At 32.3% G+C, this 13,012-nt stretch carries 7 protein-coding genes; 1 reads left to right on the top strand and 6 read right to left on the bottom strand.

Annotation, left to right across the window (positions count from 1 at the left end):
- Positions 1-3: 3 nt before the first annotated feature.
- The 6 genes from thrA to ilvD all read right to left on the bottom strand — a co-directional run bounded on the left by thrA (position 4) and on the right by ilvD (position 9,593).
- Entirely contained in the window at positions 4-2,451 is a 2,448-nt protein-coding gene (thrA, locus tag H8K90_RS02545) for a bifunctional aspartate kinase/homoserine dehydrogenase I (RefSeq protein WP_186844365.1), read from the bottom strand.
- Positions 2,452-2,468: 17 nt separating this feature from the next.
- Positions 2,469-3,737, bottom strand: a complete 1,269-nt coding sequence (ilvA, locus tag H8K90_RS02540) for a threonine ammonia-lyase IlvA (protein WP_186844364.1) — start codon at positions 3,735-3,737, stop codon at positions 2,469-2,471.
- Positions 3,738-3,817: 80 nt separating this feature from the next.
- Complete coding sequence (gene ilvC, locus H8K90_RS02535) at positions 3,818-5,317, bottom strand: ketol-acid reductoisomerase (RefSeq protein ID WP_186844363.1); 1,500 nt, start codon at positions 5,315-5,317, stop codon at positions 3,818-3,820.
- A gap of 77 nt (positions 5,318-5,394) precedes the next feature.
- Positions 5,395-5,925: an acetolactate synthase small subunit gene (gene ilvN / locus H8K90_RS02530; protein WP_186844362.1), complete on the bottom strand. Its 531-nt coding sequence runs from the start codon at positions 5,923-5,925 to the stop codon at positions 5,395-5,397.
- Positions 5,926-6,037: 112 nt separating this feature from the next.
- Positions 6,038-7,771 carry a biosynthetic-type acetolactate synthase large subunit gene (ilvB, locus tag H8K90_RS02525; protein WP_186845246.1) on the bottom strand — a complete coding sequence of 578 codons (1,734 nt, stop codon included), beginning with the start codon at positions 7,769-7,771 and terminating at the stop codon, positions 6,038-6,040.
- A 142-nt stretch (positions 7,772-7,913) separates the two neighbouring features.
- A complete protein-coding gene (gene ilvD / locus H8K90_RS02520) occupies positions 7,914-9,593 on the bottom strand; it encodes a dihydroxy-acid dehydratase (RefSeq protein WP_186844361.1) in 1,680 nt (559 codons plus the stop codon).
- A 462-nt stretch (positions 9,594-10,055) separates the two neighbouring features.
- Between ilvD and H8K90_RS02515 the strand changes: the two genes are divergently transcribed.
- The gene (locus H8K90_RS02515) at positions 10,056-12,836 is read left to right on the top strand and encodes a LuxR C-terminal-related transcriptional regulator (protein ID WP_186844360.1); all 2,781 of its coding nucleotides are present in this window, start codon (positions 10,056-10,058) and stop codon (positions 12,834-12,836) included.
- The last annotated feature ends 176 nt before the right edge of the window (positions 12,837-13,012 follow it).

Below are 13,012 nucleotides of genomic sequence, written 5' to 3'. Positions count from 1 at the left end.
TATTTAATTTCTACCTAAAGTAATGATATCTGCAAATAATCCTGAGGCAGTAACTTCCGCGCCAGCACCAGCTCCTTTTATTATTAAAGGTTGTTCTGGATAGCGTTCCGTGAAAAATAAGACAATATTATCTTTACCTTCTAAATTATAGAAAGGATGATCTTTATCTACCTCTTTTAGGCTCACTTTTGCTTTTCCATTATTGAACTCTGCAACATATTTTAACTGACAATTCTTGTTTTGAGCTTTATTATATATAGTTTCAAAATGTGAAGCTTGTTTCTCTAGAGTTTTATAAAACTCAGCTACTGACTTAGCTTTTAAGCTTTCTTTTGGAAGAAAAGATTCGTTTTTAATATCTTTTAAATCCATTTTAAATCCTGCTTCTCTAGCAAGAATTAATATTTTTCGCGCTACATCTACACCACTCAAATCTATTCTTGGATCTGGTTCTGTATAGCCTTCTGCTTGCGCTTGTTTTACCACATCATAGAAGCTATTATTTTCATTGAAATTATTGAAAACAAAGTTTAAACTACCAGATAAAACCGCTTGTATTGATGTAATTTTATCACCAGAGTTAACTAAATTATTTAAGGTATAAATAATTGGTAAACCTGCACCTACGTTAGTTTCAAATAAAAGTGAAGCATTGTATTTTCTTGATAATTCTTTTAATTCTTGATAATCAGAATACTTTGAAGAACAAGCAATTTTATTACAAGCAATTACAGAAATACTTTCCTTTAAATAATCTTTATATGTTTTTGCAACTTCTTCATTGGCAGTAACATCAATAAAAATACTGTTGCTTAAGTTAAGGTCAGTAACTTCTTTAAAAAATGTATCGTGAGTACGTGTTTTTCCTTTTTTAATTAATGTATTCCAAGAAGAAAGGTCAATACCATCCTCATTAAATATCATCTTTTTAGAATTACTTATCCCGATTACTTTTATATTAAGTAATAAGTTTTTTACTAAGTAATCTTGTTGTTGTTTAATTTGATTAATTAAAATCTGACCCACATTACCAACTCCAACAATAAATAGGTTTAATGTTTTTACTTGCTTTTCAAAAAATCTATTATGTAATGTGGTTAAAGCTTTTTTAATATCCTTATGTGCAATTACCGCAGAAATGTTTCGCTCTGAAGCCCCTTGTGCAATTGCCCTTACATTTACATTGTTCTGTCCCAAGGATTTAAACATTCTACCGCTTATCCCTTGATGGTTTTTCATATTGTCCCCAACAACGGCCACTACAGCTAGTTGGTCTTCAACTAATAAAGGTTTAATTTTTTTAAGAGATAGCTCATAAGCAAATTCCTCATCTACCATCTTCTTTGCATGTTGCGCATCGTTACTGTAAACACCTACACAAATTGAATGTTCTGATGAGGCTTGAGTAATTAAAACAACATTTATTTCAGCTATTGATAATGCAGAAAATAAACGTTTTGAAAATCCTGGAACACCAATCATTCCATTACCTTCTAAGGTCAACAATGCAATATTTTCAATATGACTGATTCCTTTTACAGGTCCATTAGTATTACTCGTTTTTTTCTTAATTAAAGTTCCTTTTGCTTTAGGCTCAAAAGTGTTTTTAATATAAATTGGAATATTCTTTTGTAAAGCTGGTTGAACTGTTGGTGGATATAAAACTTTAGCACCAAAATGAGACAATTCCATAGCTTCTTGATATGAAATCTCTTCAATTGGAAATGCTTGTTTTACTAATTTTGGATTAGCCGTAAACATACCACTGACATCTGTCCAAATTTCTAAGTCAGATGCTTTTAATGCAGAAGCAATAATTGCTGCTGTATAATCTGAACCTCCTCGTCCCAATGTTGTTGTATCTCCATGTTCATTTCTAGAAACAAAGCCAGGTAGAATTATGACTTTAGCTTTATTTGAGTTAAAATATGAAGCAATATTTTTATTAGTAAGCTTGGTGTTTACAATAGCTTTTGTATGCGTGGAATCTGTAACTATAAGTTCTCTACTATCCTTTAATTCTGAAAGTTTAATTTTATCTTTAAGTTTTTCAGATATAATATAAGACGATAATAACTCACCAAAACTCAATATTTTGTCTCTTGTTTTATTCGAAAACTCGTTGATTAAAAAAATACCATGTAGAAGATTTTTGAGTTCTTCTAATTTAGCTTCTACATTTTTAGAAACATCTTTTGCTCTTGCTATAGAAATTAGAAGCTTTACCGTTTCTAAATGTCTAGCCTTTATATGATCGAAAGTTGTAATATAAGTTTCGTCTTTTAAAGAAGCAAAAGTACCTGCCTTTATGAGCTCGTCTGTAATACCGCCTAGCGCAGATACAACAACAGCGATATTCTGTTTTTTAGACTCTGATATTAGGATTTCAATAACCTTAGATATATTCTCTGCATTGGCAACTGATGTGCCTCCAAATTTTAATACTTTCACAAACTTTTTTATTTTTCTTAAATTAAAAATTCGAATAAATCAGACTTATCATTTAGGTATTCCCCAAAAAAATTATTCTGCTTCATTTTGGTTATTAAAGGTTCTAAATCACTTGTGTTTTTAAGTTCAATGCCAACAACTGCAACATCATTTTCTCTATTTGCTTTTTTTGTGTATTCAAAATGAGTAATGTCATCTGTAGGACCTAATATATCCACTACAAAATCGCGTAAAGCACCAGCGCGTTGCGGAAATTTAATGATAAAGTAGTGTTTTAGATTAGCATGGAGTAGGGCACGTTCTTTAATTTCTGCCATACGTGTAATATCATTATTACTTCCACTAATTACACAAACTACATTTTTGCCCTTTATTTCGTCTTTAAACTGTTCTAATGCAGAAAGGCTTAACGCACCAGCAGGTTCTACAACAATGGCGTCTTTATTATATAGATCTAAAATGGTTTGGCATATTTTACCTTCATCTACAGTAACAACACGATGAAGCGTTTCTTTACAAATAGCAAAGCTTAAATCTCCAACGCGTTTTACAGCGGCTCCATCTACAAAATTATCAATAGATTCTAATGCTGTGTTTTCATTAGCTCTAATAGAAGTCAGCATTGCCGGAGCACCTTTTGGTTCTACACTAATAATTTTGGTTTGAGGTGAAAGAATTTTAAATACTGAAGACAATCCTGCAGCTAAGCCACCACCACCAACCGGTACAAAAACATAATGTATTGGATGTGTTTTAGCCTGATCAATAATTTCTAAACCAACTGTGGCTTGGCCTTCAATAACCTTTTCATCATTAAAAGGGTGTACAAACGTTTTGTTATGTTCTTCACTTTGTTGCATTGCAGCATAATAAGCATCATCAAAAGTATCGCCTACTAAAACCACATCAACATAATCTTCACCAAACATTTTTACCTGTTCAATCTTTTGATTTGGTGTTGGTGAAGGCATAAAAATAGTGCCTTTTATTTTTAATAGTTTACATGAAATAGCCACACCTTGTGCATGATTGCCAGCGCTTGCGCACACAATTCCGTTTTCAACCTGACCATTATTAAGTGATGAAATTTTATTATATGCTCCTCTAATCTTATAGGAACGCACCTCTTGTAAATCTTCTCTTTTAAAATAGATATTCGCATCAAAATGTTTTGAGTAACGCGTATTTTTTATCAAAGGAGTTACAGAAGCAATACCTTTTAGTTTTTCGGCAGCGGTTTCAATTGCTTTTAACGTTGGTCTGTATGTGGTTTTGATTTCTTTCATCTTTAGTTCCCACGAAAGCGGAAATCTCTTTACTTTAAATAGACCTGTTAGGCTTTCAAAACCTAACAAGTCTGAAATATTTATGCTAAAACAGCCTCTTTTGTGTCTTTAGATTTTATTACTTTCATCGCTGTCATTGCGGCACGTAATCGTTGGCCAACTGCCTCAATTGGGTGGTTTCTAATAGCATCATTAACTGCAATTAATTCAATATTATCAACTCCGTTAGATGATGCATATGGTTTTCCAATTATAGAGGTGTCTACAGTTTTCATAAAATCAGTTAATAATGGCTTACACGCATGATCAAACAGATAACAACCATATTCTGCTGTGTCAGAAATTACTCGGTTCATTTCAAATAATTTCTTTCTAGCGATGGTGTTAGCAATTAATGGTAGCTCGTGTAAAGATTCGTAATAAGCAGAATCTTCAATAATACCAGCTGCAACCATAGTTTCGAAAGCTAATTCTACACCAGATTTTACAAAAGCAACTAATAATACGCCATTATCAAAATATTCTTGTTCAGATATATGGTCGGATGTTAGAGCTGTTTTTTCAAAAGCAGTTTCACCTGTTGCTGCTCTCCACGTCAATAAATTAACATCATCATTAGCCCAATCTTCCATCATCGTTTTTGAGAAATGACCAGAGATGATGTCGTCCATATGTTTTTCAAAAAGTGGACGCATAATGTCTTTTAGCTCTTCCGATAATTCATAGGCTTTTATTTTTGCAGGATTTGATAAGCGATCCATCATATTAGTAATGCCTCCATGCTTTAATGCTTCGGTAATGGTTTCCCATCCAAACTGAATTAATTTTGCAGCATAACCTGGCTCAATACCTTCTTCAACCATTTTGTCAAAAGATAGAATAGCGCCTGTTTGTAATAATCCGCATAGAATGGTTTGTTCTCCCATTAAATCAGATTTTACTTCTGCAATAAATGATGATTCTAAAACACCAGCTCTATGTCCTCCAGTTGCTGCTGCATATGCTTTAGCTTGTGCCCAACCTTTTCCTTCAGGATCATTTTCTGGATGTACTGCGGTTAATGTTGGCACACCAAATCCGCGTTTGTATTCTTCCCTAACTTCGGTTCCTGGGCATTTCGGTGCCACCATAATCACAGTTAGATCTTCTCTAATTTTTGTGCCTTCTTCAACAATGTTAAAACCATGAGAATAACTTAATGTTGCTCCTTTTTTCATTAAGGGCATCACAGCTTTCACAACATTAGTGTGCTGCTTATCAGGAGTTAAGTTTAATACCAAATCTGCTGTTGGAATTAACTCATCGTAAGTACCAACATTAAACCCGTTAGATGTTGCATTCTTATAAGAATCTCGTTTTTCATCAATGGCTACTTGTCTTAATGCATATGAAATATCTAATCCAGAATCGCGCATGTTTAAACCTTGGTTAAGGCCTTGTGCACCACATCCTATAATCACGATTTTCTTCCCTATTAATGCATCTACACCATCTTCAAATTCTGAAGCATCCATAAAACGGCACTTTCCTAATTGCTCTAATTGTTCTCTTAATGGTAATGTGTTGAAATAATTTGACATTGTTTCTAGTTGTTTTTGTTTGAAGAAAAAAGAACCAAAACATATTTATTTGGTCTTTTTTCTAATCTCTTTTTTATTTAATCTTGAAATGCTTGAAGCATTGATGATATTTTCATTTCGTCTTTTGTAACCGCGACACGCCCTGAGCGTGTAAACTGCATAATTCCGAAAGCATTTAATTCTCTATATAATAAATCTATTTCTTCCTTTCTTCCTGATTTTTCGATAGCGAAAAATACTTTGTTAACAGTAACAATTCTGGCGTTACTTTCCTTAATGATATTTTGAATTTGACGTTCATCAAATAATAATTCAGATTTAATTTTAAACAAGCAAGATTCTTGATAAATGATTTCATCTTCAGTATGATAAAATGCTTTAATCACTTCGACTTGCTTTTCAATCTGACCAATGATTTTTTTCATTTGGGACTCTGTAATATTGACAACGAGCGTAAATCTTGAAACACCTTCAATTTCTGAAGGAGACGTATTTAGACTCTCAATATTCATGTGTCTTCTTTGGAAAATTGCTGAAATTCTATTCAACAGTCCAATGTTATTTTCCGTATAAATTGAAACGGTAAATTGTTTTATTTCTGTACTCATATCTTTAAGATGATAGATAAAAGAGAATAGAAAATAGATTTGTTTTTAATTCTATCTTGTTGTTTTCTCTCAATCGTCTTTATTCTTTTCTCTATACTCTGTTTTCTTTGTTTTACTCTAACCTTATATCTGAAACACTCGCTCCTGTTGGTATCATAGGAAAAACATTATCTTCCTTTTCCACTCTCACTTCTAGGAAGTAAGGACCGTCACAATCGATCATTTCTTTTATAGCAGCTTTTAAATCTTTTCTTTCTGAAACCTTTTGTGCATCAATGTGATAACCTTTGGCAATGGCCACAAAATCTGGATTCACCATTTCTGTTGAAGCATATCGTCTGTCAAAAAATAGTTGTTGCCATTGGCGCACCATGCCTAAGAATTCATTATTTAAAACCACAATTTTAACAGGTACTTTTTGCTGAAAAATAGTTCCTAATTCTTGAATATTCATTTGGTAGCCTCCATCGCCAGCAATCATAATTACTTCGCGTTCTGGAGCTGCCATTTTTGCACCGATTGCTGCAGGTAATGCAAATCCCATAGTTCCTAAACCTCCTGATGTAATATTACTTTTAGAAACGTTAAAATCGGCATAACGACAAGCAATCATTTGGTGCTGACCAACATCACTAACAATGGCTGCTTCACCTTTGGTTTGTATGTTGATTTCTTTCAATACTTCACCCATGGTTAAACCTTCTTTAGTTGGGTGAATATCATTTTTAATGACCTTTTCGTATTCTATTTTGTATAAATCTTTAAATTTTTGATGCCAATCGTTATGCGAATTCGCATTTAGTAAAGGTAAAAGTGCATTAAGACTTGTCTTTGCATCACCTAAAACAGCTACATCTGTTTTTACGTTTTTATCAACTTCAGCAGGATCAATTTCAAAATGAACAATTTTTGCTTGTTTAGCATAAGTGGCTAAATTCCCTGTTACACGATCATCAAAGCGCATACCTATGGCAATTAAAACATCACATTCGTTAGTTAATACATTAGGTGCATAATTACCATGCATACCAACCATACCAACATTTAATGGATGCGAAGTTGGCATTGCAGAAGCTCCTAATATTGTCCATGCAGAAGGCAAACCAGCTTTTTCTATTACAGCTTTAAATTCTTCTTCTGCTTTTCCTAAAATAACACCTTGTCCCCAAACTACTAATGGCTTTTTAGCATTATTAATAAGTTCGGCTGCAGCTTTTAGAGTACTTTCATCTGTTTTAGGTACAGGTTTATAGCTTCTTATGCCTTTGCATTTTTCGTATTTAAAATCGAATTCTTCAAACTGTGCATTTTTTGTAATATCTATTAAAACAGGTCCTGGTCGTCCGCTTTTGGCAATATAGAATGCTTTAGCAAATACTTCTGGGATTTCTGATGCCTTTGTTATTTGGTGATTCCATTTAGTTACGGGTGTAGAAATACCTACAATATCAGTTTCTTGAAACGCATCACTACCTAACAGGTGAGAACCCACTTGACCAGTGATACAAACCAAAGGTGTAGAATCTATTTGAGCATCGGCTATACCAGTAATTAAATTTGTTGCTCCTGGGCCAGAAGTTGCAATAGCAACACCAACTTTACCAGAAATTCTTGCATATCCTTGTGCAGCATGCGCAGCGCCTTGTTCATGGCGTGATAAAACATGATGAATTTGGTCTTGATACTTGTATAATTCGTCATACACTGGCATTATTGCTCCACCAGGATAGCCGTAAAGCGTATTTACTCCTTCGGCTAATAAACATTTAATAACCGCCTCGCTACCAGAAATACGTTCTGAGGTCGTTGAGGTTTTTATTTGATTTTGTTTTGTTTTTGTTTCCATATCTTCCTGCGAAGGCAGGAATCTCATCCTACCGTTTTATGGTTTTATTTTATACCTCTCGCTTCGCTAGAGGCTTGTTTTCGTTTTTTATTTTTCTTAGCCATTAGATTTTACGACTGAGAGATTCCTGCTTTCGCAGGAACTAAAATTCATCGGTTACGCATCCTTTAGATGCCGATGAAACTGTTTTTGCATATTTATATAACACACCACGTTCAAATTTTAATTCTGGTGCTTTCCATTTCGCTCTTCTCTTTTGAAGTTCTACTTCTGAAACTTCTAAGGAGATTGAATTAGTTTCGGCGTCAATAGTGATGATGTCTCCATCTTCTACAACAGCTATAGTACCACCTTGTTGTGCTTCTGGTGTTATGTGTCCGACGACAAAACCATGTGTTCCACCAGAGAAACGTCCATCTGTAATTAAGGCCACATCTTTTCCTAAACCTGCTCCCATAATTGCTGCAGTTGGTTTTAGCATTTCTGGCATTCCAGGACCACCTTTTGGGCCCTCATACCTAATGACGACGACATCTCCTTTTTCAACTTTACCATCTCTAATTCCGTCGTTTGCTGCATATTCACCTTCAAAAACTTTAGCTTTTCCTCTAAAGCATAAGCCTTCTTTACCAGTAATTTTGGCTACACTACCTTCAGTGGCTAAATTGCCGTAGAGCATTCTTAAATGACCAGATATTTTAATAGGTTCTTCTATTGGTTTAATAACATCTTGTCCTTCTGTTAGGTCATTAACATCTAATAAATTTTCTGCTATTGTTTTTCCTGTTACGGTTAAACAATCTCCGTGTATTAATCCTTTCTTTAAAAGATATTTTAAAACAGCAGGAATACCACCAACCGCATGAACATCTTCCATTAAATATTTTCCACTAGGTTTTAAATCGGCTAAAAACGGTGTATTGTCACTAATATCTTGAAAATCTTTAAGCGTGAAATCGATTTGAGCTGCTCGTGCTATAGCTAAGAAGTGTAATACAGCATTTGTAGAGCCGCCTAAAATAGTTACTAATCTTACAGCATTCTCAAGAGACTTTCTTGTAATTATATCTGAAGGTTTAATATCCTTTTCTAATAAAACTCTTAAAGCTTCACCTGCTTTTATGGATTCTTGTTTTTTAGCATCACTTAATGCTGGATTAGAGGAGTTAAATGGTAATGCCATACCCAAAGCTTCAATAGCAGATGCCATTGTGTTTGCTGTATACATTCCACCACAAGCACCAGCTCCAGGACATGCTTTTTCAACTATATTCTGATATTCATTTTCAGACATTGTCCCTGCAACTTTACTTCCCCATGCTTCAAACGCTGAAACGACGTCTAATTTTTTACCTTCGTGACAACCAGAATCTATTGTGCCTCCATAAACCAAAATGCTTGGCCTATTTAATCGTATCATTGCCATTAATGCACCTGGCATATTTTTATCACAACCTACTACAGTAACAAGACCGTCGTAACTCATGGCCTGCACAACAGTTTCCATAGAATCCGCAATAATATCGCGAGAAGGTAATGAGTAACGCATTCCTGGAGTTCCCATAGAAATACCATCGCTGACACCAATGGTGTTAAAAATTAAACCAACGACATCTTCATTTTTTGTGCCTTCCTTAACTAATTTTGCTAAATCATTAAGGTGCATGTTGCAAGGATTACCTTCGTAACCCGTACTTGCTATACCGACAATAGGCTTAAAAAAATCTTCTTTTGTTAATCCAATAGCATGCAACATAGCTTGAGCTGCAGGTTGTGTTGGGTCTTGAGTTACCGTTTTACTGTATTTGTTTAATTGACTCATAGTTTTTTAATTGCAAAATGATTTGCTAGGTTTAAAAGTACTTGTTATACTAAATTTTAAATTATATTTTCTTTTTTTTAAGCTAAATTCAGTTTTAATTTCATTTATATAAACATATGATAACCAAATATTTAGAGGTTTTTAAATATGATGTTCAAGTCTGTTAATTTTTTGCATAAAAAAAGCCTTCCCGATTAAAGGAAGGCTTAAATTAAATTTATCTATTAATTCATCATAGCATTCCTTGGCTTCGCGAAATAATCACGATGCGTGTAATAGAAATGATATTAATGACTTGTTTGTTCATTGTTGATTCAAATATTAGAAATTAAGTTTTTATTTCCTAATATTTTTCAACTGATAATTAAATTGAATTAAGTTTTATTTGATGATAAAGTGTTTCACTATAAATGAAATTATTACTTTTAAGCGTTTTCAACTTAAATTTTTTGATACTTCTTAATGAAAAAGTGTTTATCATTTTTACTGTTTATTTTTTCTTTAAACTGTTATAGCCAGTTTTCTCCGAGTATTCATAATTATTCTTTAGCTGAGTATAAAGCGAGTAACCAAAATTGGGACATTTCTAGAGCAGAAGATGGAAAAGTGTATGCTGCAAACAATAGTGGTTTATTAGAGTATGATGGTTTGGTTTGGGAGCTTCATCAATTACCAAATAAAACAACAGTTAGGTCTGTGTTGCCTGTTGATAATGTAATCTATACAGGCTCTTATGAAGAGTTTGGATATTGGGAAAGAGACGATTATGGTATTTTAAAATATTTTTCTTTAAGTGATAGTGTATTAGATAAAATTTCACCTAATGAAGAAATATGGGAAATTGTAAAATTTAAAGATAAAATCATTTTTAGATCTTTTCTAAATGTATATATATATGATTTTAAAAAGGTAATTCAACTCTCACCAAAATCAATAGTAATATCTTGTAGTGTAGTTGAAAATGAGTTGTATGTCAGTACTTTAAATCAAGGTGTTTTTTTATTAAAAGATAATAGTCTTGTGCCTTTTTACTCAAATGAGTTACTAATAGATACTAAGATTATATCAATTAGTAAATATCAAGATAAGTTAATGATAATGACCTCTTTAAAAGGCAGTTATTATTTGGAAAATGAAAACTTAATTCCGACTGATTTTCCCATTAATGAACAAATAAAACTACATCAGCTAAATAATTTCTCTGTTTTAGAAAATGGAGAAATGGTTTTCGGAACCATTAAAGATGGTCTATTCTTAACCGATAAAAATGGACAGATAAAATTTCATATCAGTAAAGAAAATGGATTATTAAATAATACTGTACTTGGTCAATCCTTAGATGCTTCGGATAATTTGTGGATAGGTTTAGATAATGGTATAGCAAATATTGCACTTAATAGTGATAACTTTTTCTTTAATGATGTGTCAGGAAAGTTAGGTGCTGTTTATGATATTATAGAACATAAAGGAGCTATATATATAGGAACAAATACAGGTCTTTTTAAATTAGATGGCAAAGATAGGCTGCAATTTGTTGAAGGTTCTCAAGGTCAGGTTTGGGATTTGAAAATTATGGATGGTGATCTTTTTTGTGGTCATAATGAAGGTACCTTTTTAGTAAATGAAAATGGGATAGAAATGATTTCTACTTATACAGGTGGTTGGTCTATAAAAAAAGTGCCAGAAAGGGAACATACTTATATACAAGGAACTTATTCTGGACTCGTAAAATTCGAAAAAGTATTAGGTAAATGGAATGTGAAACATTTGGGTAAAACAACGATACCATCTCGATTTTTAGTTTTTGAAGACTTACATACGGCTTGGGTTGCTCATGCAACAAAAGGGGTTTATAAAATAAGTTTTGATAAAAATTATGATGCAATTGTAAATGTTGAGGACTATCAAGACAAGGGTATTAGCTCAAACTATAATGTTAGAGTCTATAATATAATGAACACTATTAGTTTTAAAACTAATGAAGGTTGGCAAAAATATGAACCAATATTAGATTCAATAATACCTTTTGAATTATTAAATGAAAAGTTAGGAAGGGATAGCTACATTATATCTGAAGAAGATACAGATCTTATAGCTTTGAAAAATAAGCAAGGGTATATTAGTTTTAAATCTTTTGCAAATAATGAGGATGGTCTAGTACTAAATGATAAAACTTTAAAGGATCGCTATATTGTAGGCTATGAAAATGTTTCAAAAATCAGAGATTCAATTTATGCCTTAAATTTAGATAATGGCTTAATGATGGTTAATAGTTCATCTAAAGCTAACGTTGAATTATTTGAACCCAAATTAGAGAGCGTTACAGTAGGAGGAGAACCAATTAAAACTGCTGATGTTAAGGATGGTATAGGATTTAAGTATAATAAAAATCTAGCAGTCTCATTATCATCGCCTAAATCACTAAATCATTTTTTTGAGTATAATATCTTAAATACAGACGATACATGGTATAAAATAGAGGGAAATAAAGTGGAATTCTCTAACTTAAAAGATGGAGACTATACAATCTCTTTTAGAACAAGTGATAATTCTGGTAATATTTCAAAAACCAAAAATGTAAGTATTGATGTTTTTCCTCCATGGTATAGAAATACTTTGGGTTTATTACTGTATATATTAATCGCAATTTTAATTGTTATTATATTTTATATAATGCACAATAGAAAAATAATTAAGGAGCAACGATTAATTAAAATAAAATACCAAAAAGAACAACAAAAATTATTGCGAGAAAAGACATTGGAAAATGAAAAGCGAATTGTACAGTTAAAGAATGAATCTCTTGAAAACGAAATAAAACTAAAAAGTAAGCAATTAGCTAATAATGCAATGGCATTAGTAAAGAAAAATGAAACTTTACAAGAAATTAAAAAGGAGCTTACCCTAAACAAAGATAGTTTTAGCAATTATTATGCATTTAAAAAATTAGTAAAGAAGTTAGATAACTCAATTGTTCTTAAAGATGAATGGGAAGTTTTTGAAAACAACTTTAGCCAAGTTCATGATGAGTTTTTTGAGATATTAAAAAGAAAACACCAAGCACTTACACCTAAAGATTTGAAGATTTGCGCATACATCAAAATGAATCTTTCCTCAAAAGAAATTGCGCCATTAATGAATATTTCAGTTAGAGGCGTAGAAACGCATAGATATCGCCTAAAAAAGAAATTAGATTTAGAAAATGATATATCTGTAGGTGATTATTTGTTAAATATTAAATAATTGTCATAATATTTTATCTGATAAGCAATTTTAACTACGTCATTACTACGTCATTTTGTTAATCTTTACGCAACTAAAACGTTTTTTTAATAGCTTTATAGTACGTCAAAAGCAAGTTTTTTAGTCAATTTTCGCTTTTTATTTTCATCAGTGGCGTAATTAAAATGTAAACATAT

Source organism: Winogradskyella echinorum, assembly GCF_014297365.1.
In the GTDB taxonomy this organism is placed as follows: domain Bacteria; phylum Bacteroidota; class Bacteroidia; order Flavobacteriales; family Flavobacteriaceae; genus Winogradskyella; species Winogradskyella echinorum.
The sequence above is the reverse complement of the archived record's forward strand: the minus strand, read 5'-3'. Positions and strand labels throughout refer to the sequence as shown.

Excerpts from the sequence above, each read along its gene's own strand:
- ilvD (WP_186844361.1), bottom strand. The coding sequence starts at position 9,593 with ATGAGTCAATTAAACAAATACAGTAAAACGGTAACTCAAGACCCAACA.
- H8K90_RS02515 (WP_186844360.1), top strand. The coding sequence starts at position 10,056 with ATGAAAAAGTGTTTATCATTTTTACTGTTTATTTTTTCTTTAAACTGT.
- ilvC (WP_186844363.1), bottom strand. The coding sequence starts at position 5,317 with ATGTCAAATTATTTCAACACATTACCATTAAGAGAACAATTAGAGCAA.
- ilvB (WP_186845246.1), bottom strand. The coding sequence starts at position 7,771 with ATGGAAACAAAAACAAAACAAAATCAAATAAAAACCTCAACGACCTCA.
- ilvN (WP_186844362.1), bottom strand. The coding sequence starts at position 5,925 with ATGAGTACAGAAATAAAACAATTTACCGTTTCAATTTATACGGAAAAT.
- ilvA (WP_186844364.1), bottom strand. The coding sequence starts at position 3,737 with ATGAAAGAAATCAAAACCACATACAGACCAACGTTAAAAGCAATTGAA.